The organism is Acinetobacter guillouiae, from assembly GCF_002370525.2.
GTDB classification, from domain to species: domain Bacteria; phylum Pseudomonadota; class Gammaproteobacteria; order Pseudomonadales; family Moraxellaceae; genus Acinetobacter; species Acinetobacter guillouiae.
The window spans coordinates 2,080,376-2,104,854 of record NZ_AP014630.1 but is presented as its reverse complement, the minus strand read 5'-3'; the positions used below and the strand labels follow the sequence as shown (position 1 = coordinate 2,104,854).

Here is a 24,479-nt window from a genome sequence, read left to right as displayed (position 1 = left end):
ATGCATTTTTTGATCAATTCAATGTCGGTTTCCACATCTTTGCGAATTTAAGTACATTGGGTATCGAGTCCTGTGAAATAGGAAAAACCACAGCACAGGATTTCTTAGCATCCAATACTGTACTTTCATGTCCTAAATAACACTTTAATTGAGCAATTTTATCAAATTCTTTTTGATTCACCTTGACCACAACTTTACGAAAAGAATGTTCTAACCAATTTTTATAACTTTCAGCATCAGCATCTTGAACAAATTGTAAGTGCGCAGCCAAGACTGCATGCGCAACAAGGGTTGGAACCATAAAGTCTGGCATTTCATCTAAAACAGCAATATAGAGCTTTAAAGCCATGATCAAATCACTATTTGTTCATTTTGACTATTTCTAGCAGCATTCACCTGATCTTCTGTCAAATAGACCCACTCACCTTCAACTAATTCTTTGAGTGCTAATTGCCCGACTTGTGCACGATGCAAGCTTTCAACCTTATTGCCCACAGCAGCCAACATCCGTTTGACTTGATGATAAACCCCTTGGTGTACAGTCATTTGTAATGCATATTCAGCCAAGCGCAGTACATCTGTTGCTGCAAAGATACCCTTTTCATTGCGTAATTCTACGCCCTGTTCAAGTTGTTGAATCTGATCATCTGTAATCGGATCTGCTGTTTGTATTTGATAAACTTTAGCCACATGCTTTTTAGGATGAGTCAATGCTTGTAAAAACTGCCCATCATCCGTCAGTAGCAATAAACCTGTCGTGTCCTGATCTAAACGACCAACAGTTTGTAAACCTCGGTTCATAAGTACATCATCAAATAAATCAAAAACACTAAAATGGTGTGTTGATTGATGGGAACATTCGTAGTCCTGCGGTTTATTTAAGGCAATATAGACTTTTTCACGGTATTGAAATGTTTCGGTATACACTGAAAATACTAGATTTTGGGTATCAAGTTTAAATTTGGGGTCGGTAACAACCTCGTTTTGGATTTGAATTGCACCATTTTTAATGAGTTGTTGGCAATGCTTACGTGAACCAAAGCCTTGTGATTGCAACATTTTTTCCAAGAACATAAATCAATACCTTAAAAATTCACGATACATTTTAAAGTATCGTAACTTGAAACCCAAACAACATTCAGGCTTTTTTAGCCTTAATGATTAATTAATAGATGCTTTTATCAGGTATTAAAGATAAATGACTTATGTACAGCAACACCCGCCAGTGCTCCATCTGCGACTGAGAAAGCAACTGAACCACCTGAACGGGTAATATCACCACAAGCATATATCCCTTTAAGATTGGTTTCTTTCATGGCTGTGGTTTGAATGGCTTCGCTATATTCATTTATATCAAGCACTATCCCCAGTTTTTTAATCCAAGGGGCGTTGATGCGCATAAAAGTAGAGACGAATAATCCATCTAATTGAACCTGCTCACCATCTTCAAAAACTAAATCACAATGATTGTGTATTTTGACAATTTTGCGTGTATCCAATTTCACATTTCGTTGTTTAAGCTGCCCAAGTGTGATGGGATCTAATTCAGCTTGTGAAATTACATCATTTAAAAATAAAGTGGTATTGCCCCAGTCGGGTAACATCAATGCCATATGGATCGAATGTAGACCTGAACATAACATTCCAAGTGTTCCAAGATTTAACTCATAGCCATCACAGTATGGACAATGAAAAATGCTTTTCCCCCACCGTTCTGCTAAACCATCGATTTCAGGTAAATCATCTTGAACACCTGTAGCAATAATTATTTTTTTGCCTTGAATGGTTGCAAACTTGTCATCGGTTTGGTCTATTTGAATCTCATATTGCTGCCCTACAGCGCTCACATCGGTGACGGATGCGTTAATACATGACAAAGTTTGGTATTTATCTAACTGTAATTTTGCATCACGAATAATTGCTGCTGGCGTATTGCCATCTTGGGTTAAGAAATTATGCGAATGTTCAGCAAAACGATTACGACGCATGCCTGCATCAATCATTAACACTTTTTTTCTAGCACGAAGCAATGGTAATGCTGCTGATAAACCTGCATAACTCCCACCAATAATTACGACGTCATAGTTCATTTTCAATACCAATAAGTAACTTTTAAAGTTACTATATTGAGTTATTTTTCTAATTGCAACTTTTAATGTTACAATTAACAAAAGAGTGTTGACTAAAAAACTATGCGTAAAGACAGTAAGCTTTCTCGGATGTTGCATGTGCTATTACATATGGCCCGTGAAAAAAAACCGTTCACATCTGAACAAATTTCAATCATGTTAGACACCAATCCTGTCGTAGTACGTCGTACCATGTCTGGTTTAAAAAAAGCAGGCTTTGTGCATGCAGACAAAGGCCCCGGTGGGGGCTGGACCTTAGTACAAGCTTTAGAGGAAATATCTTTATTTGATATTTATCAGGCTGTTGGAGAACCTACTATTTTTGCCATTGGCAATGAACAAGAAACACCCAACTGTCTGGTTGAATTGGTGGTGAATAAAGCTTTAAACCAAGCCATGCAAGAGGCACAAAACATTTTAATACAACAGCTTAAATCAACAAATCTGTCTAAACTTGCGCAAGACTTTGAGTATGAATGGAATTTATTGGGTGCTGAAACTGAAAAATTTATTGTCCACTAAATCCACACTCGACTGAATTTAAATGTGAATCATTGCCAGACAAGGCAAATTCACATACCGCTTTTTAGTATAATGAATGGATATATTAATTTTTAATGCTGAATATTGATGAGTCTTTCTAGTCTAGACCTAAATTTAATTGTGCTCCTTGTTTTATTGGCCTGCGGCATTTTTAGTCACAATACTGCGGTCACCATTGCAGCTGGCGTTTTGATCATCTTTAGAATCACACCTTTAAGTGAATTTTTCCCATTACTACAAACCCACGGTTTAGAAGTCGGCATTATTATTTTAACTATTGGCGTGCTTACTCCAATTGCCAGTGGCAAAATCCCCGGTGATGTCATCTTAAAATCATTTATGCACTGGAAATCATTAACAGCCATTGCGATCGGTTTATTGGTTGCATGGTTAGGTGGTCGTGGCGTTTCCTTAATGACCAGCCAACCCAATGTTGTTGCAGGCTTATTGATTGGAACAGTCGCTGGAGTTGCATTGCTTAAAGGTGTTCCTGTGGGTCCCTTGATTGCTGCAGGAATCCTATCTTTACTGATTGGAAAAACTTAAGGTATTTTAAAATCACCAATTGTGTATCTAAAAAGAATGTGCTCGCTGAACTTTATCAATAGGCTTACTTTCGCCAGTAATTCTATAGATAAAGCACAAATTTAGAATTCTTCACGCATCATTGATCATCCTTCCACTGCTTTAATAAAATTAATTTTTTAAAATTTACTTATTATATTTGGACTCTTGCATAAGTCCTTTTTAAAACCAAAGCTCAGCATAAAATCCCCCTCATCCTAGCCTTCTCCCAAAGGGAAAAAAGAACGTTCAACCCCCATATAACTCACTTTTCATGATCACTTTCTGAGTTTTAAAAGATCTTTATTCATCAGATAAATAACAATTTGTTATCATAAAATAAGTGAACAAATCACCGTTTTCAAAATAGAAACTCAAGATATTTTAATCAAACAATTACAAGTCATCGCTACACTTGTTTTTTCTTAGACCATTCATCGGGTTTATCATCTGGTATAGATAAGCTAATATATAAGCTTGTATAAAAATACTTTTTAAAAATCAGAATCAATACAGAAACATTTTTAGATTCGTTCACCTTACCATTTTTTGATTTGCTCAAATAAAATGAGGAACCATATTGGACATGAAGAATAATGCAAATTCGATAGAAATACAGTCTTCTACGCTGCAGTCAGCAATTTATAAGACGCAAATGCAAAGCAACATTGTCGATCATAATGGAAATACTTTATTTAGTATTGTTTATCCAAATCCAGACAAAGAGACACTAATTTTATTGCATGGAGGACCTGGTTTTCCAAGTGATCTCTCTGCCGTTGCCGATCTTTTAAAAGATCATTTTCAAGTGATTACATTTCATCAAAGAGGAACCCAAAAATCTCCTTGTCTTGATAAAGACTATTCTATGCAGGCTTATTTAAGCGATATAGAAACTGTTCGAGAGTTCTATAAAATCAATAAGTTTCATTTATGGGGCCACTCTTGGGGTGGACTTTATGCACAAATCTATGCTGAAAAACATCCCGAAAATTTACTCAGTCTTTTTTTATGTAGTCCAGGTTCAGGTACCAATACGCAATGGAAACAAACTGAAAAAGAAGTCATGCAACTTAATAAGTCCAAAACAAGTGCTTGGGCATGGACAAAAATGGGATTAAATAGCCTTTTAGGCGCACTTGGAAGCGATGAAGCTTATAAACGGCTCTTTAAACAAGTCATGAAAAACTATAATGAAGGATTTATAGCAACAGATCATTCAGATCTCATTGATGATTTTGATTTACTGAAAGCAGAACCGATCAATAAAACCAGACCTGAAATCATCAAGTATCCGCTGTTAACGGGATTAGAAAAACCAGATTTTAAGATTACCATTGTCTATGGAGATCAGGACATCTATACAACAAGTAAAAACTTCGTGATCAATCGATACCCTACAGCACAGCTATTTACGCTTTCAAACTCAGGGCATATTCCTTGGTTACATCATCCAGAGGCTTATAATGATGTAGTGAGAAATCATTATCAGTAATGAGTTATTATCAGCGCTAATATATATAGCTCAAACCTGATCTGACAGTTACCGATATTTGATTGAGACTGTCAGGTTAAATTTGAGCTACATTCAATTCATAAAATTGATAAATGCGTGTACATAATGATTGCAAATACTTTCAATGCATATACTCAACATAAATAATATTGATGATATCTAAACTTCACTAAAATTTATTTCCTATTAAAGATATTAAATTTCAAGTATTTAGATTAATCATTTTTCTAGAACGTTTATGTTCATACATTTTAAGGTCTGCAAATTCAATCAACTTATTGAGTTCAATACCATCTTCAGGAAATAAAGCCAGACCTACACTTGCACCCATGGTTAATTTGACATTTTCAAATACAAACGGTAATCCACACGCCTCAACAATACGATTCATGACTTTTTTTGCCAGCTCTTGATCGCCAAGACTACTTAATATCACTGCAAACTCATCGCCACCTAAACGTGCAACCAAATCATCGTGTCGGGTAATATTGACGATACGTTTACCTATTTCTTTTAATGCCTCATCACCTAAACGATGTCCATATTGATCATTGATTGGTTTCAAACCATCCATATCAATGATCAAGATTCCAAGTAACTTTTGTGTACGTTTAGCTTGTTCAACACCTTGTCTTAAACAATCGAGGAATAAAGCGCGGTTGGCAAGTCCTGTTAACTGATCCTGTGTCGCAAGTTTATAGAGTTCTTGAGCACCAAACTTACTGGCATGATACATCGCAGCAGCAATCAGTTCAGACATCAGTGTAAGTAAATTGATATCACTTTCTTTAAAGGCATTTACCCGTTCTGAATAAATTTTTAATACACCAATCGGTTCATCACAATGAATTAGCGGTACAACAGCCATAGAACGCAGTCCAACCCGTCTACATGCTTCACGATCTACACGCTCATCAGTTTCACTGTCTTTACAATATAAAGTCGTATTCTGCGCGATACAAAGCCCTGAAAGGCTAGAACCCATCTTTAAGCGTAGGCCTAGAAATTGATTTGCACCATTCGAAACGGCACGATAGACCATATCACCTTCTTCAGCGAGCTCTACAATTGCACCTTTTGCATGGGTAATCAATTGAACTTGCTCTGCCACTAAAGTCATGACAGCATTGATATCTAAGCCTAATTTTGCAATTGCTGTCTGCGTCTGAATCACTGACAGTAATTGTTTTGAGGTTGGTTGTTTCGTTTTAGACATACATCATCCTAGACGAGTGTGATCCAATTTAAGTATATAAGCTCAAACTCTACACTGATGAAATAAATGCAAGTGCCTAGCGCTGACTTAATTTCAAAGCTTGAACACGTAAAATATATCAAATACAGAGTTTGTGGCATACATATTATGATGATTCATATTTAAAGTATATTACTGTGTTCATTAAATTTTTGAGTAAAACTTCAATCCGTTACATCCTTTAAGCGTTGATCTCGCTCAAATATTCAATTCCTCATCGAAGTGTTTTTGAAAGTTTAAAGTCACTAACAGAAAACCTTAGTCTAAATCACGATTTACTGCAGCCATATGAATTGTATAAAACAGTGTGAGATTCAAAAGAGTAATGATCAAACTGATTTAAATACAAAAAAACAGCCACTTTTTGTGGCTGTTTCCCAAATGCTTAAGTCATCACATCGCTTTATCTAACAGAACATTCAAAAGAACTTTGTAATGGTTTGAATAACAACGGCATTCACAATATCAACAAAAAATGCGCCAGTTAGAGGAATAATTAAAAATGCTTTATGCGAAGGCCCATAAGTATTGGTTACAGCTTGAATATTGGCAATAGCAGTCGGTGTTGCGCCTAAATTTACCCCACACTGACCTGCACACAATACTGCTGCATCATAATTTTTACCCATAACTCGGAAAGTGACAAAAAACAGATATAAAGCAAGAAAAACCGTCTGAACGATCAAAATGATCACCAATGGACCTGCTAAATCAGCAAGCAACCATAATTGCAAAGACATTAAGGCGATAGCTAAAAATAAAGCCAACGAGGCATTACCAAACACATCAATACAACGGTCAAACAGTTCAATTTTAAATACATATTCCAGTGTATTCCGTAAAAACACCCCACAACCCAATGCCCATACAAAAGTCGGTAACTCAAACCACTGTCCTTTGGCAACACCGGTCATGAAATTAGCAAAGACGATACACAGTGCAAACATTCCTATGGTTTTAACCGCATCATCAGCGGTAATCAAACGGGTTTTTTCTGGATATTCAAATGGCGCTGTTTCAGCAGATGGAGGAGCTTGCATACGCGCTGCAGATGGTTCTATTTCTTCAGCCAATTGATAACGACGAATCAGAAATTTTGCAACTGGACCACCCATCATTCCACCAATAACCAAACCAAATGTCGCACTCGCCATTCCTAAGACAATCGCACCTTTGATACCATAATTTTCTTCAAAAATACTGCCCCATGCTCCAGCTGTACCATGCCCACCAGTTAAAGTGACGGATCCTGCAATCAAGCCAATCAAAGGGTTTAAATCGAGTGCAGTTGCCAAACTTATCCCAACAGCATTTTGAAGTAGCACATAAATCACTACGCAGACCATAAAAAGAAGCAGCGACTTGCCCCCTTCTTTTAACTTAAGCAAACTTGCACTCAGTCCAACAGAAGTAAAAAACATCAACATAAAACTTTGTTGAATATTGGCATTAAAATTTACAGTTAAATTAAATTGCTTAAAAAGCACAAAAGTTACAGCAGCAGCAATTAACCCACCCACGACAGGTTCAGGAATATTATATTGCTTCAATATACTGATCTTATTTACAAGAAAATAACCAATAAAAAGAACGGCTACAGCAATTGCAATCGTGCCAAAAATATCAACATTAATGTTCATTGTTAACCATTCAAAACTTTTATGGCGTTATTAATACTTAAATTTACTCAATAATTCATTAAAAAATATGTAAAAAATAAATTTAAAACTCTTATTCGGCTATTCGTTGGCCAAAATATTTAGCAGAATTTTCATCATTATACAGATTGAATTTATCGTTGTTATTGTGAAGCACTTAGCGCAAATAAAGCGAGGATTGATTCGTCTCAGCCAATTTAAGAATGGATAGTGCTATGCAGATGATGACCTAATTAAACCTTGATAAAGGTACATTAGAATAGAAACAAGGAAGCGCAGCGCTTCCTTGTTTCTATTCTAATAATAAAGTATTTATCTATTTTTTAACTTCTATTTCAGCAGCAGAATTTGAATCATTTTTATACTCTGACATTGTCAATAATTTAGAGCTTTCTAAACGATCATCAGCATCAAAAACCATTTCATAAGAAGTTTTTTTCCCATTAAAAGCTGATTCTGTTGGTGTGCCAATAATTTCCCAAAGTCCAAAAGTGACAACATCTGCCGCACCATGCCAAACCGCACGGCTTATTTTATTGGCCTTTGAATACCCTTGCATAAATGTGTAAATTTCATAACGTTTACCATTTTTAAATTCAGATGTAATAGGTGCCCCAATTTCAGCAATAATTAAACTACGATCTACACCTTTATTAAATATTGATAAATCTTTTTTTGTCGGTTGCTTTGTTGCCATGACAGCAGCACAGCCTGTATTTAGAGAAATTACAGCACATAAAACAATTTTTGATAAACTTTTAATTTTCATACTTCATTACAATCCAATGTGTTATGTCGACAATCCATTCTTTTGTTCAGTTGTAATTGCCTGATCATTTACATTGTATCTGAAGTGTAACTTTAGAAAAAGTTATTTTTAATCGTTACACTTCACTTTCACATTTATTTTTGATTGTATAAATCCCTTTTGAATCATACTCACTCAGGTAACTTATAACCGCAATTTGGACAGAAACAATACTTGTTTTTTTCTCTTTCCAATTCCTGTTCTTTACGTTCACGAATCAGTTGTAAAACAATATCTCGCGTCTGTTCAGCAGATAAGCCAACATCTCTACGAATATCATCAATTTTGTCTTCATCATGAATGATGTCAATTTCACAGCTTTCTAACAGATCTCGAAACTTTAACTCCAATTGTTGCTTTCTTAATTCCAACTCATTGGCTAAACCATTTGCCAAGATACCAGCGGGCAAAGCAGCCAATCCAACACCGAGTATGGTAATCAAAGCACCAAGGAAACGTCCAAGTGGGGTAATTGGCGTTACATCACCATAACCCACAGTAGTGAGCGTCACCACCGCCCACCACATAGATGCGGGGATTGAGCTAAAGACATCGGGTTGCGCACGACCTTCGACAACATAAATGCCTGCTGCCGCCATCACGATCATAATCACCAAAATAAAAATCACGGCTTGAAATGAACCTTTTTCACGTTCTATAACGCGCAGTAAAATCTGTAATGAAATAAAATATCGGGTAAGTTTTAATAAACGCAGTAAGCGTAGAATCCGTAAAAATCTTAAATCAATATGCACAAAGAAGTTGATATATGCAGGTAAAATCGCCAGTAAATCGATAATCGCAGCACCACTGGTCACATATTTCCAGCGTACTCTCCACTCAGAATCAAACGGTTCTTTTTCTGCAACACTCCAAAAACGTAAAATATATTCAACTGTAAAGACAATGATTGAAAAATCCTCAAATGCGTCGAAGTAAAGCTGATAGGCTTTATAAACATCATTGATTGACTCTAAAAGTACCGCGACAACATTACCAATGATTAGAAAAATCAAAGAGAAATTGATCGCACGACTAAACCACGTTTCATAATCTTCATTATGCAAATTGTCATATACAAATTTTCGGAGTGTGTACCAAGCTGTGAATCGCATGCATTATTCTTTATTTTAAAGATAAATCATCTTAATACTTCTCAATTTAATTGCACATCTTCAGCTGCTTGAGTTTACAATTTTGTTGATTATTTTGACAAGCATCGAACTCAAAGTATAAATATATCTTATTCATTGCATAATTTTTTGTTATACAATGGGGTCTGTTGACAATTCGTTTATGTTTGCGACTACGTGTGTTTTTTAGGCGATATTAGGCACGAAATACGAAATTTAGTCATTCTAAATGAGTAGTTCGTAACGACGTAGCGGCAAAAAACACACAAGTCCCCGCTGCGCCTTGCGCTGCAAACAAAGCAGTGCTTTGTTCTTGCTCAGGGTTGTGGCTAAAATTATCTCAGCCTTCGTTATGAAACTCGAAAATAGTCTCGCTATTCTATTCGTTTCATGCCTTGTCTGCTCAATTTTAACCTACAACGCAAGCCATTTATGAAATGTCTACAGACCCTAAATAAGATTACAATGTCTTATTGAATCATATGCAATTTGTGAAGGCGCGCTTGAATTTTATCGTTTTAAAGCTATTTTTATAATTTTTTTAAAGCGTAGAATAAGGTCGCGGACAGTATCGTTAAAGGCACCCTTTCCTCTAAAGATACTATCCGCTAAATCAAAGCCAGTCTCCCAAATGTCTTTGATTTGATAAGTTTATTCTAGCGTTCTACTGAATAGAATGTTTCCCGTATTTAATATAAATCTCCAGTATTTTCGGAATTATTTTTCATATATTCGATTATTCTCGAAAATATTTTCTGTGGTAAAGCTCATGAATGAAAGTCAGTACACTTTAGATAGGATTGATCGCAAAATTTTATCGGCACTTCGAAAAGATGGTCGTTTAACGGTCGCTCAGCTCTCTGAACTGGTTGGACTCTCCTCTTCGCCATGTTGGACACGTGTTAAACGTCTAGAATCTTTAAATGTCATTGAAGGCTATACTGCCACCATTAATGCCAAAGCCATCGGGATTAATGAACTATTTTTTATTGAGATCACCTTAGAACGTCATGATGACGAGATCTTAGAACAATTTAGTGATGCACTCAGTCAAATGCCTGAAGTTGTAGAAGCGCACTTGGTAACAGGCGATTATGATTATTTGGTCAAAGTTGCGGTGAAAAATGCTGAACATTATGAGCGCTTTTTACGTAAAAATTTATATTCAATGAAAGGTATTCGTCATACCCGCTCTATTTTTGCTTTACGTCCTTTAAAGCTTGAAAATAAATCAGACCTCATGATGATTGAATAAGCAAAAAAATCTTGAGAAGAGTTTTCATATTGAGGCTGGAAAACTCTTCTTTTTAGTGTATTTTTTAGCCAACTTAAAACTACAAAAAGCTTAACACCTACAAAAAATAGTACTTTAGTCTAAGAGTTTTTTGAATATTTATTACACAAATATACTAATCAAATTTTAATCTGGTTGTTTTCTATACACATCTTTACAAATTTAAAAACAAATTATTTCATATATTTAAATCATTTACGAAAAAAATCATTACACAAACTAACATTTATGTAACTTTTCTACATTACAATATTATTAAAACTTGATGAAACAGGAAATATATGAAGAGATTTTTTAAATACCTACTGATTGTCATCGGGGTTATTTTTGTTATTGGATTGATCTTTTTATTCAGACCAATTGCTTCTAAAAAAGTCAACACAACAGCAGATGAACCAGTTGTAGATGTGGTACTTGTTGGTGGCGGTATTATGAGTGCAACCTTGGGGACTTACCTCAATGAAGTTGAACCAGACTGGACCATCAATATGTATGAACGTTTGGATCAGGTAGGTCAAGAAAGTTCTGCGGGATTCAACAACGCAGGAACGGGACACTCTGGCTTTATGGAAATGAACTATACCCCTGAGAAAGACGGTAAAGTTGATATTAAAAAAGCCATTGATACTGCTTCACAATTTGAAGTAAGTAAACAATTCTGGGCTTATCAGGTCAAAAATGGCGTGTTGGGTCAACCAAACAGCTTTATTAATCCTGTACCACATATTGCCTTTGTTTGGGGTGATAGCGTGAACTACATGAAAAAACGTTATGAAGCGATGAGCCAAAGCCCAATGTTCGAAGGATTAAAATATACTGAAAATCCTGCTGAAATTAAGCAATGGGCACCTCTAGTTATGCAAGGCCGTGATGCAAATCAAAAAGTTGCTGCAACACGTATGGACGTAGGTTCTGATGTAAATTATGGTTCAATTACGACTCAATTAATTGATCATTTGAAAAAACAGCCTAAATTTAAACTTGAAACTTCATCTGAAGTAACAGGTATTAGTCAAAATGCAGATAAAACTTGGACTGTATCGTTTAAAAATCTAAAAACCAACACAACCAGCCATGTTAAAACTCGTCATGTGTTTATTGGTGCGGGCGGTGCTGCGATTAGATTATTGCAAATGACAGGTCTGGAAGAGACTAAGCAATATGCTGGCTTCCCGATCGGTGGTATTTTCTTGATGACAGACAATCCAGCTGTTACATCACAACATACTGCAAAAGTCTATGGTAAGCCTGAATTAGGTGCACCTCCAATGTCTGTACCACACATTGATACTCGTTATGTTGATGGTAAAAAGTATGTATTGTTTGGTCCATTCGCAACCTACTCAAACAAGTTCCTAAAAAATGGTTCTCAGTTTGATTTGATTGATGCGACCAACAAAAACAATGTGATTCCAATGGCAACCATTGGTATGGAAAATCTGGACTTGGTGAAATATTTAGTCAGCCAAGTGGCAATGTCTAAGCAAGATCAGTTCAATGAATTGAAAAAGTATTATCCAGATGCAAAAATTGAAGACTGGACTTTAAGCCAAGCTGGCCAACGTGTTCAAATCATCAAAAAAGCACCGGGTAAACCTGCAACACTTCAATTCGGTACAGAGATCTTCACCTCTAAAGATGGTTCAATCACTGGCCTTCTTGGTGCTTCACCAGGTGCATCAACCTCTCCATACATTATGTTGAGCTTGATGGAAAAAGCATTCCCTGAGCAAGTGAAAGGTAAATGGAATCCAAAATTGCATGAGATTGTGAAGTCTTATCAACAGGATTTAAATACCAACCCTGCTCTGCTTGATCAAGTGCGTACATATACCAGCTCGACTTTAGGTTTAAACTACACACCTACTCGTAAAGCTGCAAATGATGTGACAGCCGCTGCTGCACCTGCTGTAGCAAATGCACATTAATTTTCTTGTGTAAAAAAGATGAGCTACGGCTCATCTTTTTTATGGCTGAATATCTCATTTTGTGTTTTAATACAACCAGTATGAGATGAGCCTTATATAAGTATAGAGTGATCTATACGACTAGCCCCTGAATAAGGGGCTTTTTATTGTCTGATCATTTGATCAATAAGTTAAATGAGTATTATTATTTTAAAACGCAGTTAGTATATAAAAGTGATAAATTTCAAAGACACATACCGGGTTGATTTCAATTATATCAAGTTAGATTAAATTGCTTAAAATCATTATGCATAATGAAATAACTATAGAAGCTGAAGATCAATCGTATAATATTAATAAATATGAGATATAGAATTAGGACTTATTTTTAATCAAGCTATATATAAGCTGTTTTAAATTATCTTGAATATCTTTTGGGAGTTGTATGAATAGTGCATCTATGGGCATCTGATCCCAGTTTTCAGCAATGTTTTCATCATCATCTAAGCTTTCTGCCAATAAAAACAATTGCGCTACAGTGCAATTAAAAGCCTCAGCAAGGTACTGGAGTATTGCAGGACTGTACCCTTGATTGCCATTCTCAAGATTGGAAATATTACTTTTTGAAGTATTGGAAAAATCGGCTAATTGCTGCTGAGTCCAGCCTTTCCGTTTTCTCAAATAACGTATTGCATGACCTATATTCATTCTTTGATATTAGCTTAACAAAGTATCTTAGACGTATTGCAATGCAATATATTCTGCACCATAAGTATTGTTTTACAAAACAATAGTTTTGCAATACAATACCCATTGATTCACTAAAACTTAAAAAAATGATGCCTTATTCTAATATTATTCAAAATTTATCTGCAGATTTAGCAAGTTCATTTGCCTTGATTCAAAGTATGCTTAAAAACTATTTCATGGATTTAAATATTTTAGTGGTTGATAAAGATGAGTTTGACTACTTCTGTATGGCATTATTATTTACCATATGTTCAAGAAATCTAAGCAATGATGATCAAGAACTCATTCTATCTGGTTTTAAATACTCAGAATATGCAAAAATAAAAGTTAATTATTATATTGAATATTTTAATTTAGATTCATCTTGTATTATCCATGACCTAGAGATCAACTCACTAACAAATGCATTATTTGATTCCGTGAACACTGATTTTGATCCATTGAGCATCAATCATTTTGTCGTTATTTTAGATTTTAAAAATATGATGGCTGATATTATAAAAATGTATAGTTAACAATTTTTTATTTTTATCAAAAAATATCTGTACTAAATTCCTAAATGAACAATATACAATTGCCCATTTGAATCAATGACTTGTTTAATGCATCCTTTCAGTTGGTCAAACTGGTCGTCGACCATATTATATTTCTGAAATATTAATTTTTCTTGCCCTTCAGCAAGTTTATAAGTATATCCTTTACTAAATTTTAGAAATTTCGGAGATAGTTTTATAACATTTACAATACTGCTGATTATGTTATATGCGACTAAGGCCCCTTCAGAATCAATAATCGTTATACCATAGTAATTTAAACCAGTATGTCTAATCTTTTTAGATGGATTATAAGTTGGTATCTGTTGTAAAAAAACATAATTAGATCATCATGTATAGATACATCATAAGGTACTTGATTAACCAGTTGCATATGATCTTCATATGCATATGTTTCTTTATTTAAGACAACAAAATCATGTACTTGAGCCGTTTCTCACCAGTTTATATAAAATTGATGCAATTCCTTTACCCTATTATATAAACCATTCGAATATCATTTTAGCCATTATATTTAAGTAAATAGCATATATAAGCTTTTTTATACATAAAATTAAGGGCTGAATAATCAGCCCTTAGTTTTAACTCAATTTAATCTATTTTTCAATAAATTAGCTTAATTGAGCAGCAGCAATTTTCTTAGTATCGATGTCTTTAGCAGCATCTGTATACTCGCCCATCTTGTCGAAGTTCAAATATTGATAGATGTCAGCAGACATGCTGTCGATTTGAGCAGCATATTGTTGATACTCTTCTGGAGAAGGTAATTTACCAAGTACCGCAGCAACAGATGCAAGCTCAGCAGAAGCTAAGTAAACATTTGCGCCTTGACCTAAACGGTTCGGGAAGTTACGTGTAGAAGTCGATACACAAGTAGTGTTCGGAGCTACACGTGCTTGGTTACCCATACATAATGAACAACCTGGCATTTCAGTACGCGCGCCAGCTTTACCATAAATGTTATAGAAACCTTCTTCCATCAATTGATGCTCGTCCATACGTGTTGGTGGAGCCAACCATAAACGAGTAGACAATGAACCACCTGGTACTTTATCAAGTAATTTACCAGCTGCACGGAAGTGACCAATGTTCGTCATACAAGAACCAACGAACACTTCGTCAATCTTAACGCCTTGAACGTCAGAAAGAAGTTTAGCGTCATCTGGATCATTCGGGCAGCAAAGAACTGGTTCTTTAATGTCAGCAAGGTCAATTTCATACACTTTAGTGTATTCAGCATCAGCATCAGCTTGAAGAAGTGATGGATTTGCTAACCATTTTTCCATGTTCTCAACACGGCGCGCCATAGTACGTGCATCGCCATAACCTTGAGAAATCATCCACTTCAACATTGTGATGTTAGAGTTCAAGTATTCAGCAACTTTCGTTTCAGAAAGTGTGATTGAACAACCAGCAGCAGAACGTTCAGCAGAAGCATCAGAAAGTTCGAATGCTTGTTCTACAGTTAGGTCAGTTTCCATTTCTGTTAAGTCGATTTCTAAGATACGACCAGAGAAAATGTTTTTCTTACCTTTTTTCTCTACAGTTAAGTCACCCGCTTGAATCGCGTAGTAAGGAATTGCATGTACAAGGTCACGTAGCGTGATACCAGGTTGCATTTTACCTTTGAACTTAACAAGTACAGACTCAGGCATATCCAACGGCATAACACCAGTTGCAGCAGCAAACGCGACAAGACCAGAACCCGCTGGGAATGAAATACCGATTGGGAAACGTGTATGTGAGTCACCACCAGTACCAACAGTATCTGGAAGAAGCATACGGTTTAACCAAGAGTGAATAATACCGTCACCTGGACGTAATGAAACACCACCACGGTTCATGATGAAATCAGGAAGCGTATGTTGCATTTGAACGTCAACTGGTTTTGGATATGCAGCTGTGTGACAGAAAGATTGCATCACAAGATCAGCAGAGAAACCTAAGCAAGCTAAGTCTTTCAATTCATCACGAGTCATCGGACCAGTCGTATCTTGCGAACCAACAGTCGTCATTTTCGGTTCACAGTAAGTACCTGGACGAACGCCTTGACCTTCTGGAAGACCACAAGCACGACCAACCATTTTCTGAGCTTGAGTAAAGCCTTTACCAGTGTTTTCAGGTTGAACTGGAACACGGAATAAAGTAGATGCTGGAAGACCTAAAGCTTCACGCGCTTTAGTTGTCAAACCACGACCAACGATTAAGTTGATACGACCACCCGCACGAACTTCGTCAAGAAGAACAGGCGTTTTCAACTCAGATTCAGCGATTTGCTCGCCTGCTTTAAATGCAGTTACTTTTGCAGCAGCATGATCAATTTTAAGAACGATTTCATCGCCCATGTTCATGTTAGCAACATCAATTTCTACAGGTAACGCACCAGCATCTTCCATTGTGTTGAAGAAAATTGGAGCGATTTTAGAACCTAAGCAGTAACCACCGTCTTTTTTGTTCGGGATGTGAGCAATGTCATCACCAAAGAACCAAAGCACTGAGTTAGTCGCAGATTTACGAGAAGAACCCGTACCAACAACGTCACCAACATAAGCAACTTGGTTGCCTTTTGCGATGAGTTCTTTGATTTGGTTTAATGGACCAACTTCACCAGGAACTTCTGGGTTGATACCATCACGTACGTTTTTAAGCATTGCGTTTGCATGCAATGGGATATCTGGACGGCTCCAAGCATCTTGTGCAGGAGACAAATCATCAGTATTTGTTTCGCCAGTTACTTTGAAAACAGTAAGTTTGATTTCTTCTGGAACGTCTTTACGGCTAGTAAACCATTCAGCATCAGCCCAAGATTGCATAACGGCTTGTGCATTTGCATTACCCGCTTTGGCTTTTTCAGCAACGTCATGGAACGCATCAAATACAAGAAGCGTTTTTTTCAATGCTTCAGCAGCTAAGCTTGAAAGTGCAGCATCATCAAGTAATTCAACCAAAGGTGCTACGTTATAACCACCAAGCATAGTACCTAGTAAGTAAACCGCACGCTCTTTAGAAACCAATGGAGAAGTCGCTTCACCTTTAGCTACAGCAGTCAAGAAAGCAGCTTTTACATATGCAGCTTGGTCAACACCTGCTGGAACACGGTTTTCAAGCAAATCTACTAAAAATGCTTCTTCACCTGCTGGTGGATTTTTTAGTAATTCAACCAAGTCAGCAGTTTGAGCATCGTCAAGTGGCTTCGGTGGGACTCCGAGTGCGGCACGTTCTGCAACGTGTTGGCGGTAAGCTTCTAGCACGGTGTAATTCCTCTTTTTAAAAATTTACCTGTGAATTCCTGCTTATTAAAGCTTCACAGGCAATATGGACTGTCAAATTTTACTAAAAATCAAGCCAAAAGTTAATGCAATGAGCGTATTAATTCGTGATGACCATTATTTTATAAATAAATACTCATCACTTTTCGCTTCATTTAACTACAGATCTACACAGTACGCTTTCATCAGACGTTTATGTAAATTATTTCTCAAATTAATTTGAAAAAGCTCTAAAAATATTATCTTTGTAAAACATGAACTTCACTTTAATAAGATTGAAGTTATGTTTACCTTGCCTTTAGACTGTTTCAGCCATAAAAAAAGCAACATATGTTGCCTTTTTTTTAGAACAAAGTACATTCCACCTTAGTGGACTGTCGTACTGTCTACATACTTTTGGAATTCTGTACGACAACCTTCAAATTTCATTTGCACTTCATCTTCATGAAACATTGAATGTTCAGTACACGCAAATGAAATTTTCACTTGATATAACTTTGCTCGTTCACCAATGACTTCTTGAAAAAAAACTTGATCACCTAAACTCAGTACATAATGACTTCCGCTAATCACAGCGACACCATTGTCATCTTCTAAGAGCAAATCTGCATTATGTAAATAAGCAACTACTTCCATTGTCTCACTCCTATGCTACTTTTTATTTTCTATTTCTATAGTGTATATATGCTTTTCAATTTTTATGCTAATCATTTTTTGTGACGAGGTTTGACGATTACTTATATTTTTTCGATAACTCAACATAAAAAAGACTATGCTATGGTGATCTTTATGCAAAAATACACCTAAACGATTTAAAGGGATGGACACTCAAAAGTGTGCATGTCTTGACCATTCACGATTCGGATTTCTAGTTTACACAAATCGTATTCTTTTATTGTCTGTTGATCAGGTATATAGCCTGCTTGTTGTGCTTTAAGCATGACCTCGAGTGCTTTATTTTGATCTTTTTCTACACCTTTTCCTCGATAGTAAGCATTAGCCAAAAATAAATTTGCACTCAAATATCCACCTGCTTCTGCTTTTAAAAAATAATCAAACGCTTTTTGGGGATCTTTCTTTACATTATCACCCTTGGAATAAATCAAACCAAGAAGCATTGCTGCATGTACATTACCGTATTCATTGGATGTTTCAAGTAAGCGGATTCCCTTAAAAACATCTTTTTTTATGCCATCGCCGTGATAATACATCAATCCTTTCGTATATATAGCTAAAGGATAATTTTGCTTAAAGGCTTGCTTAAGATACTGCATTGCTTTTGCTTTATCATCATCTTGGTAAAGCATAAACAGCTGATATTGCGCCTTAGCTTCTCCATTTTCTGCTTGAGCAGTCAGTAATTCAATATTTAGCTTTAATTGTTGTTGAGTTTGATTACTTAAAACTCTAGTTGCTTTAGCATTGCTCAATACTGAAACAGCCAAAAATAATAATAAATAAGTTTTTGAAAAAATTTGTATTTTAAACATGATCAAACTCCATGTTCATTTACTATAATTATTACAAGGAATTTTTTTGTTAAAAAAACCGCTCCTTAGAACGGTTTATAATCTGGCATTTTTTTCGGATCATGCGGTGTATTTAGACATTGTTCAAATGCTTCGTTCTTAAACTTTGCTTGAACTGCATCTTTATCCGCTTTTAGCTCTGCATCTGATAATGCATAGACTTTCTCTAAATACTCAAGTACAAAGCCCTTAGTTGTTGGATCAGTGACTTTATTTGCATATTCAATTGCTTCTTTCTTGGTAATCCCATTTTGACGATCTAAAGTAATAGAACGTGCAGCATTACCAATACTGGTACAGTAACCTTTCCAAATTTCTTCAGGAGTTGCAGGCTTTTTCTCAGTACAACCCGCCATCAATAAAACAGTGCTTATCGCACCTAAAATTACGAACTTCTGCATTAAAAAATCTCCAATTCCACACTATGATACTTAATTTTTCAGTAAATTGGAGAGTTTCTTGCTTTGAAATCTTACATTCCTCGCCAATCTACACGTGCATTGCGCTCAGTGGCGTAAATTCTTTTCACGTATTGCCCTAAAGGCAGTTCTAACAAATGTTGGCTAAATTCGGTAAATTCTTGAGAAATATTCTCTGCATATTCCTTTTCCCACGGTGTCGCAGGTAATTCTAATAACGGTGCAAGGATTGAACATACCGAGATATCTGCCAAACCAAGACGATCGCCAACAAAATAACGGCAACCGTTATCAATTAAAATCTTATTTAAACTGTCGATAGTCAGCTCTAAATTGTATTTAGATTCTTCGACTTTCTCTTTATCCAATTGATAACTTTTTGAAACCATGGTTTTTAGAATAGGCTTTGAAATTTTTTCAAATTGACGTAAATAGCCTTTTTCACCAATCATAATTTCTAGCGGTTCATCGCCTTCTGCTAAAGCATGTGCCAATCCCCAACGACGTACATGAATACCTAACTCATTGGCAATCAAATCAATTTCTAAGGTTTTTTCGCGAAGCGTGTGATCTGTACGAAGTAGTCGATGTTCAGGATAAACGTCATCTAAATACAATGCGATTTGAGTCGACCCCGCAATAAAGCGTTCTCCATCTTTTAAAATAGGCAACTTATTTTGCCCTGTTTTAAGTTGTGCAAATGCACGATGTACACCTGGGATTAAATTCTGCGCAACAAAATCCAATTCTTTATGATCAAGCAACCAACGGGCTTTTTCACAGTAATGCGAGAGTGGGAATTGGTACAACGTACGCATGTAATCTCCAAATTATTTTTTTAATTAAAAGCTTAGATAAATCTAAAAGTTAAGATTAATCCTGAGTAATCTTGTGTACTTTAGACATTCATCGCTTGAATTACAATGTACTTTTTACTTCAATCGCTCGTCATATGACCCAATGCTTATTCTATGGTTATATCAGTTTCTTTATTCTTTATTCGTGATAGGAATAACAAAGCTGCTTCAGACTAAGAGCTCGACCAGAGGAATTCATAACAAGTTATAAATTTCAATTATTTAACATATATTCAATATTAAAAAACTTTGCGATTTTTATCCTAACAATAATTTTAGATAAGTTAAGCACAATAGTTCGTTTAATTTTTACCGCAATATTGCTTAGCGTTTTGGTATCTATTGAAAGGTGCCAATATGTCTAGTTTGAATTCTTCTACCTTAGCCTTTGTGATCCAAAACGATCAACAAGCGATAAATGCAGCTTACCAAGTTGCTGATTTTGCTTTGGTAGAACGAAATATACGTGATCAACAACGAATTTTACCTGTTGATGTCATTCAAGAATTAAGCCTCAAAGGATTAGGCGGAATTCGTATTGCCAAAAAATATGGTGGTGCTCAAGTTTCAAATAAAACCCTTGCGCATGTTTTCCGTATTTTATCCAAGGCAGATGCCAGTGTTGGACAGATTCCTCAAAATCAATTTGGCCTGTTAAATGCCATTGAGCATATCGCCAATGAACAGCAAAAACAGTTTATTTATACTGAAATTTTAAATGGTAAACGTCTTTCTAATGGTGGTCCAGAACGCAATACCAAAGATACTCGCACCATTGAAACACGTTTAGAACTGATCAATGGTCAATACCTTTTAAATGGTGAGAAGTTCTATTCAACAGGTTCATATTTTGCCGATTGGTTGGCGATACGCGCAATCCACCCAGATGGTCATATTGTTTTAACGATTATTAATGCAAAAGCTGACGGTGTTGAAATAGTTGATGATTGGGATGGCTTTGGACAACGTACAACGGCAAGTGGCACAGTGCGTTTAAAGAATGTCGTGGTTCACCCAGATCTTATTATGGATGAAAAACCGCTTGCCGATGCTTCAAAATATCGTGGGGCGTACTCACAACTGATTCAGGTTGCGATTGATGTGGGCATTGCAGAAGCTGCATTTGCAGATACTTTATCTGCAATCCATAAAGCGCGCCCAATCATTGATGCCAATGTGGATAAAGCCAGTTTTGAAGCGTATACCCTACAAGAAGTCGGTAAGCTCAATATCTTACTCGATGCATCGATTTTATTGCTGGATGAAGCCGCAGAATATTTAGATCAGTTAGATTCACAAGACATCGTCAGTCCTGAACAAGCCAGTAAAGCCTCCATTATCGTTGCTGAGGCAAAAGTGTATGCCAACGATGCAGCATTACTTATTTCTGAAAAATTACTTGAATTGGGTGGTAGTCGTTCAAGCCTAGAAACTCATAATCTCGATCAACACTGGCGTAATGCTCGTGTGCATACCTTACATGACCCTGTGCGTTGGAAACTTCATGCCATTGGAAACTATTACTTAAATGGTACGCAAAATCAGCGCCATGCGTGGATTTAAAGTTAAACGACTTTGTTACTCATCAGGGAAATATATATGACAACTTATCAAGATATCAATAAAACATTGGATGTACACAATCATCCCTTTGCGCAAGCACATATTATTCAAAATGATCAAGAAGCTTTAGAAATCGCGCAACAGTTGAGTCAGCAATTTAAAGAGAATGCGGTACTCCGTGATGCTGAAAGAATTTTACCTTTTGATGAGGTTGAAGCTTTTAGTCAATCAGGGTTATGGGCGATCACAGTACCGCGACAATATGGTGGTGCGGAGGTCTCTAGTCATACTGTCGCTAAAATTATTGCATTATTCAGCGGTGTAGATGGTTCTATTGGTCAGATTCCACAAAACCATTTTTATGCACTGGAAGTATTACGTAATACAGGCACCGAGCAGCAAAAGAAAAAACTCTATAGCGAAGTACTTCAAGGCGCTCGTTTTGGTAATGCGCTCGCTGAATTTAAGACCAAGACAGCTGCACAAAAGCATACCCAAATTAGTCAAACTGAACATGGTTATGTAGTCAATGGGGAAAAGTTCTATTGCACGGGCAGTCTATTTGCCCATCGTATTCCGACATTAGTCCGTGATGCTGAAGAACGTGAATATTTAGCTTTTATTTCTGCCGATGCACAAGGCTTACAACGTATCAATGATTGGTCAGGCTTTGGACAAAAAACCACAGGTAGTGGCACCGTTAAATTCAATCAAGTTTTTGTTGAATCTGAATATGTCATTCGTTTTGACACTGCATTTTCTGAACCCACCCTCGTTGGGCCATTTGCACAAATTATGCATGCTGCGATTGAAACAGGCATTGCTCGTGCAGCTTTTGAAGAAACAATAGAACGGGTTAAAAAAGCACGCGCATGGATTGATGCCAATGTAGAACGTGCAGACCAAGATCCACTGACCATTTATGAATTAGGTCGTGTTGCTGCGGATGTAAGAGCAAGTGAGGTTTTATTAAAACAAGCTGCTCAATCTATTGATGCAGCAAAACCACTACCTACAGTTGAAAATATTGCCAAAGCCTCACTAGATGTAGCTAAAGTCCGTGCACACAGCACAGAAACAGCATTAAAAGCATCTTCAAAATTGATCGAGTTGGCTGGAAGTCGGGGTAGTCAACGTGCCGATGGTTTAGATCGACATTGGCGCAATGTACGGGTACATACACTGCATGATGCATCACGCTGGAAATATTATTTTATTGGAAACTATGTATTAAACAACATCCTTCCACCACGCAGAGGGACATTGTAATGACAAATACATCTCAACATACAGCACTTAAAAAACAAATCTTACTCAATGCTTTTGATATGAACAGTGTCGGTCATATCAATCACGGCTTATGGACCCACCCGCGTGATGAATCTCATCGTTTTAATGAGCTCAATTACTGGACTGATCTTGCTAAGACCTTGGAGCAAGGTTTATTTGATGGGTTGTTTATCGCAGACATTACCGGTGTTTATGATGTCTACCAGAATGGTATAGATTTAACCTTAAAAGAGTCCATTCAACTGCCGAGTCATGACCCATCTACCTTGATTTCAGCAATGGCAGCGGTAACCCAAAATCTAGGTTTTGGCGTGACCGTAAACCTAAGTTATGAAACACCGTACCAATTCGCACGGCGCTTCGCGAGTTTAGATCATCTGACACAAGGTCGGATTGGCTGGAATATTGTGACGGGTTATTTGGACAGTGCTGAACGCTTGATTGGGCAAAAAGGTCTAAAAGATCATGACTTACGTTATGAACAAGCTGAAGAATTTTTAGAGCTTTGCTATAAGTTTTGGGAAGGTTCTTGGGAAAATGATGCAGTACAAAAAGATAAGCAAAAGCGTATTTTTACTGACCCGAAAAAAGTTCATCAAATTAACCATCAAGGGCGCTTTTATCAAAGCCAAGGTGTTTTCCAAGTCTCACCTTCACCACAGCGTACCCCTGTGCTCTTTCAAGCAGGTGCTTCACCACGCGGTTTAGCATTCTCCACACGTCATGCGGAATGTGTATTTATTGGAGGGGACCAACCTGCAAAAATCAAACAACAAGTGGATAAGATTCGAGAATTGGCTGTACAACAAGGCCGTAATCCAGAAGATATTAAAATCTTTGTGGGAATCACAGTGGTTACAGCAGAAACAGATGAGTTAGCTCAAGAGAAATTAGCTGAATATGCCCGCTATGCAAGTCCTGAAGCTGGTTTAGCACATTTCTCAAGTTCAGTCGGTATCGACCTATCCAAATATGCTGATGATGAAGCCATCCCATATCAACAAACCAACAGTATTGCTTCAGTCAATAATAAATTTAAGGAAAACCAGATCACACCTAATGATCTTAAAGCACAGCATCAACTCGGTGGTCGTTATCCACTGATTGTTGGAAGTGGTGAAACAATTGCTGAAAAATTAATTCAGTTGATTGATGAAACAGGTATTGATGGTTTTAACCTGACTCGTACTGTTGCGCCTGAATCACATCATGACTTTATTCGTTTTGTGATTCCTGAACTGCAACAACGTGGCAGATTTAAAACCAAATATGAAAATGGTTCTTTACGCAACAAAATCTTTAAACAGGGTGATCATTTAACCCAACAACACCCTGCTGCTGATTTTCGATGTCAAAACTCAAATCATAACAACAGCATCGAAACGGCAGATCGGCAAAAGCAAACTGCCTAAATAACCTAATCAGCAAACATGATGAATTA

At 36.6% G+C, this 24,479-nt stretch carries 22 protein-coding genes; 9 read left to right on the top strand and 13 right to left on the bottom strand.

Translation table 11 applies throughout. The features are described from left to right. Positions 1 to 13 precede the first annotated feature (13 nt). The 3 genes from AS4_RS09615 to AS4_RS09605 form a co-directional block, all read right to left on the bottom strand. The gene (locus AS4_RS09615; RefSeq protein WP_096734003.1) at positions 14 to 349 is read right to left on the bottom strand and encodes a peptidyl-tRNA hydrolase; all 336 of its coding nucleotides are present in this window, start codon (positions 347 to 349) and stop codon (positions 14 to 16) included. Between the two features lie 2 nt (positions 350 to 351). Beyond that, the gene (locus AS4_RS09610; RefSeq protein WP_096734002.1) at positions 352 to 1,074 is read right to left on the bottom strand and encodes a pseudouridine synthase; all 723 of its coding nucleotides are present in this window, start codon (positions 1,072 to 1,074) and stop codon (positions 352 to 354) included. A gap of 107 nt (positions 1,075 to 1,181) precedes the next feature. Continuing rightward, on the bottom strand, positions 1,182 to 2,090 hold the full coding sequence (locus tag AS4_RS09605; protein ID WP_004821193.1) for an NAD(P)/FAD-dependent oxidoreductase: 909 nt from the start codon (positions 2,088 to 2,090) through the stop codon (positions 1,182 to 1,184). Positions 2,091 to 2,192: 102 nt separating this feature from the next. On the opposite strand from AS4_RS09605, the gene AS4_RS09600 reads away from it, so the two are divergent. From AS4_RS09600 to AS4_RS09590, 3 genes are all read left to right on the top strand, one after another. After that, the gene (locus AS4_RS09600; protein ID WP_004720880.1) at positions 2,193 to 2,651 is read left to right on the top strand and encodes an RrF2 family transcriptional regulator; all 459 of its coding nucleotides are present in this window, start codon (positions 2,193 to 2,195) and stop codon (positions 2,649 to 2,651) included. 108 nt (positions 2,652 to 2,759) lie between these two features. After that, positions 2,760 to 3,218, top strand: coding sequence for a DUF441 domain-containing protein (locus AS4_RS09595; RefSeq protein ID WP_096734001.1), 459 nt, complete (start codon positions 2,760 to 2,762; stop codon positions 3,216 to 3,218). Between the two features lie 604 nt (positions 3,219 to 3,822). Then, positions 3,823 to 4,731, top strand: a complete 909-nt coding sequence (locus AS4_RS09590; protein WP_096734000.1) for an alpha/beta fold hydrolase — start codon at positions 3,823 to 3,825, stop codon at positions 4,729 to 4,731. A 223-nt stretch (positions 4,732 to 4,954) separates the two neighbouring features. Here the strand turns inward: AS4_RS09590 and AS4_RS09585 are convergent, their stop codons facing one another. The 4 genes from AS4_RS09585 to AS4_RS09570 all read right to left on the bottom strand — a co-directional run bounded on the left by AS4_RS09585 (position 4,955) and on the right by AS4_RS09570 (position 9,588). Then, on the bottom strand, positions 4,955 to 5,968 hold the full coding sequence (locus AS4_RS09585; protein ID WP_004720885.1) for a sensor domain-containing diguanylate cyclase: 1,014 nt from the start codon (positions 5,966 to 5,968) through the stop codon (positions 4,955 to 4,957). Positions 5,969 to 6,426: 458 nt separating this feature from the next. Next, positions 6,427 to 7,647 carry a sodium/glutamate symporter gene (gene gltS / locus AS4_RS09580; protein WP_096733999.1) on the bottom strand — a complete coding sequence of 407 codons (1,221 nt, stop codon included), beginning with the start codon at positions 7,645 to 7,647 and terminating at the stop codon, positions 6,427 to 6,429. A 334-nt stretch (positions 7,648 to 7,981) separates the two neighbouring features. After that, positions 7,982 to 8,434 (bottom strand): hypothetical protein, encoded by a 453-nt coding sequence (locus tag AS4_RS09575; RefSeq protein WP_096733998.1) that lies wholly within the window; start codon positions 8,432 to 8,434, stop codon positions 7,982 to 7,984. Between the two features lie 170 nt (positions 8,435 to 8,604). Next, a complete protein-coding gene (locus tag AS4_RS09570; RefSeq protein WP_004821177.1) occupies positions 8,605 to 9,588 on the bottom strand; it encodes an ion transporter in 984 nt (327 codons plus the stop codon). 787 nt (positions 9,589 to 10,375) lie between these two features. Between AS4_RS09570 and AS4_RS09565 the strand changes: the two genes are divergently transcribed. Both AS4_RS09565 and mqo read left to right on the top strand, forming a co-directional pair. Then, the gene (locus AS4_RS09565) at positions 10,376 to 10,861 is read left to right on the top strand and encodes an Lrp/AsnC family transcriptional regulator (protein ID WP_004720894.1); all 486 of its coding nucleotides are present in this window, start codon (positions 10,376 to 10,378) and stop codon (positions 10,859 to 10,861) included. 320 nt (positions 10,862 to 11,181) lie between these two features. Continuing rightward, complete coding sequence (gene mqo / locus AS4_RS09560) at positions 11,182 to 12,828, top strand: malate dehydrogenase (quinone) (protein WP_096733997.1); 1,647 nt, start codon at positions 11,182 to 11,184, stop codon at positions 12,826 to 12,828. A gap of 354 nt (positions 12,829 to 13,182) precedes the next feature. Here mqo and AS4_RS09555 read toward each other — a convergent pair whose 3' ends face one another. Further along, positions 13,183 to 13,515 carry a helix-turn-helix domain-containing protein gene (locus tag AS4_RS09555; protein ID WP_004821175.1) on the bottom strand — a complete coding sequence of 111 codons (333 nt, stop codon included), beginning with the start codon at positions 13,513 to 13,515 and terminating at the stop codon, positions 13,183 to 13,185. Between the two features lie 128 nt (positions 13,516 to 13,643). Between AS4_RS09555 and AS4_RS09550 the strand changes: the two genes are divergently transcribed. Next, positions 13,644 to 14,072, top strand: a complete 429-nt coding sequence (locus AS4_RS09550; protein WP_035370957.1) for a hypothetical protein — start codon at positions 13,644 to 13,646, stop codon at positions 14,070 to 14,072. A 650-nt stretch (positions 14,073 to 14,722) separates the two neighbouring features. On the opposite strand, the gene AS4_RS09540 is transcribed toward AS4_RS09550, so the two are convergent. From AS4_RS09540 to AS4_RS09520, 5 genes are all read right to left on the bottom strand, one after another. Beyond that, positions 14,723 to 17,362, bottom strand: coding sequence for a bifunctional aconitate hydratase 2/2-methylisocitrate dehydratase (locus AS4_RS09540; RefSeq protein ID WP_004720906.1), 2,640 nt, complete (start codon positions 17,360 to 17,362; stop codon positions 14,723 to 14,725). Between the two features lie 384 nt (positions 17,363 to 17,746). After that, positions 17,747 to 18,016: a hypothetical protein gene (locus AS4_RS09535; protein WP_096733996.1), complete on the bottom strand. Its 270-nt coding sequence runs from the start codon at positions 18,014 to 18,016 to the stop codon at positions 17,747 to 17,749. 176 nt (positions 18,017 to 18,192) lie between these two features. After that, a complete protein-coding gene (locus AS4_RS09530) occupies positions 18,193 to 18,870 on the bottom strand; it encodes a tetratricopeptide repeat protein (protein ID WP_096733995.1) in 678 nt (225 codons plus the stop codon). Between the two features lie 65 nt (positions 18,871 to 18,935). Continuing rightward, positions 18,936 to 19,310 carry a hypothetical protein gene (locus AS4_RS09525; protein WP_004821171.1) on the bottom strand — a complete coding sequence of 125 codons (375 nt, stop codon included), beginning with the start codon at positions 19,308 to 19,310 and terminating at the stop codon, positions 18,936 to 18,938. A 71-nt stretch (positions 19,311 to 19,381) separates the two neighbouring features. Then, positions 19,382 to 20,146 carry a glutathione S-transferase family protein gene (locus AS4_RS09520; protein WP_004821170.1) on the bottom strand — a complete coding sequence of 255 codons (765 nt, stop codon included), beginning with the start codon at positions 20,144 to 20,146 and terminating at the stop codon, positions 19,382 to 19,384. A 396-nt stretch (positions 20,147 to 20,542) separates the two neighbouring features. On the opposite strand from AS4_RS09520, the gene AS4_RS09515 reads away from it, so the two are divergent. The 3 genes from AS4_RS09515 to AS4_RS09505 are packed head-to-tail and all read left to right on the top strand — an operon-like array spanning position 20,543 to position 24,450. Further along, positions 20,543 to 21,748, top strand: coding sequence for an SfnB family sulfur acquisition oxidoreductase (locus AS4_RS09515; protein WP_096733994.1), 1,206 nt, complete (start codon positions 20,543 to 20,545; stop codon positions 21,746 to 21,748). Positions 21,749 to 21,784: 36 nt separating this feature from the next. Continuing rightward, complete coding sequence (locus AS4_RS09510; protein WP_096733993.1) at positions 21,785 to 23,017, top strand: SfnB family sulfur acquisition oxidoreductase; 1,233 nt, start codon at positions 21,785 to 21,787, stop codon at positions 23,015 to 23,017. Next, on the top strand, positions 23,017 to 24,450 hold the full coding sequence (locus AS4_RS09505; RefSeq protein WP_096733992.1) for an LLM class flavin-dependent oxidoreductase: 1,434 nt from the start codon (positions 23,017 to 23,019) through the stop codon (positions 24,448 to 24,450). The genes AS4_RS09510 and AS4_RS09505 overlap by 1 nt, the downstream gene beginning before the upstream one ends. Positions 24,451 to 24,479: the final 29 nt, after the last annotated feature.

What these genes read in the sequence shown, in the direction of transcription:
- AS4_RS09600 (WP_004720880.1), top strand. Translation starts at nt 2,193, where the DNA reads ATGCGTAAAGACAGTAAGCTTTCTCGGATGTTGCATGTGCTATTACAT.
- AS4_RS09590 (WP_096734000.1), top strand. Translation starts at nt 3,823, where the DNA reads ATGAAGAATAATGCAAATTCGATAGAAATACAGTCTTCTACGCTGCAG.
- AS4_RS09610 (WP_096734002.1), bottom strand. Translation starts at nt 1,074, where the DNA reads ATGTTCTTGGAAAAAATGTTGCAATCACAAGGCTTTGGTTCACGTAAG.
- AS4_RS09595 (WP_096734001.1), top strand. Translation starts at nt 2,760, where the DNA reads ATGAGTCTTTCTAGTCTAGACCTAAATTTAATTGTGCTCCTTGTTTTA.
- AS4_RS09570 (WP_004821177.1), bottom strand. Translation starts at nt 9,588, where the DNA reads ATGCGATTCACAGCTTGGTACACACTCCGAAAATTTGTATATGACAAT.
- AS4_RS09550 (WP_035370957.1), top strand. Translation starts at nt 13,644, where the DNA reads ATGATGCCTTATTCTAATATTATTCAAAATTTATCTGCAGATTTAGCA.
- AS4_RS09530 (WP_096733995.1), bottom strand. Translation starts at nt 18,870, where the DNA reads ATGTTTAAAATACAAATTTTTTCAAAAACTTATTTATTATTATTTTTG.
- AS4_RS09520 (WP_004821170.1), bottom strand. Translation starts at nt 20,146, where the DNA reads ATGCGTACGTTGTACCAATTCCCACTCTCGCATTACTGTGAAAAAGCC.
- AS4_RS09515 (WP_096733994.1), top strand. Translation starts at nt 20,543, where the DNA reads ATGTCTAGTTTGAATTCTTCTACCTTAGCCTTTGTGATCCAAAACGAT.
- AS4_RS09505 (WP_096733992.1), top strand. Translation starts at nt 23,017, where the DNA reads ATGACAAATACATCTCAACATACAGCACTTAAAAAACAAATCTTACTC.
- AS4_RS09605 (WP_004821193.1), bottom strand. Translation starts at nt 2,090, where the DNA reads ATGAACTATGACGTCGTAATTATTGGTGGGAGTTATGCAGGTTTATCA.
- AS4_RS09510 (WP_096733993.1), top strand. Translation starts at nt 21,785, where the DNA reads ATGACAACTTATCAAGATATCAATAAAACATTGGATGTACACAATCAT.
- AS4_RS09555 (WP_004821175.1), bottom strand. Translation starts at nt 13,515, where the DNA reads ATGAATATAGGTCATGCAATACGTTATTTGAGAAAACGGAAAGGCTGG.
- AS4_RS09535 (WP_096733996.1), bottom strand. Translation starts at nt 18,016, where the DNA reads ATGGAAGTAGTTGCTTATTTACATAATGCAGATTTGCTCTTAGAAGAT.
- AS4_RS09575 (WP_096733998.1), bottom strand. Translation starts at nt 8,434, where the DNA reads ATGAAAATTAAAAGTTTATCAAAAATTGTTTTATGTGCTGTAATTTCT.
- mqo (WP_096733997.1), top strand. Translation starts at nt 11,182, where the DNA reads ATGAAGAGATTTTTTAAATACCTACTGATTGTCATCGGGGTTATTTTT.
- AS4_RS09525 (WP_004821171.1), bottom strand. Translation starts at nt 19,310, where the DNA reads ATGCAGAAGTTCGTAATTTTAGGTGCGATAAGCACTGTTTTATTGATG.
- gltS (WP_096733999.1), bottom strand. Translation starts at nt 7,647, where the DNA reads ATGAACATTAATGTTGATATTTTTGGCACGATTGCAATTGCTGTAGCC.
- AS4_RS09585 (WP_004720885.1), bottom strand. Translation starts at nt 5,968, where the DNA reads ATGTCTAAAACGAAACAACCAACCTCAAAACAATTACTGTCAGTGATT.
- AS4_RS09615 (WP_096734003.1), bottom strand. Translation starts at nt 349, where the DNA reads ATGGCTTTAAAGCTCTATATTGCTGTTTTAGATGAAATGCCAGACTTT.
- AS4_RS09565 (WP_004720894.1), top strand. Translation starts at nt 10,376, where the DNA reads ATGAATGAAAGTCAGTACACTTTAGATAGGATTGATCGCAAAATTTTA.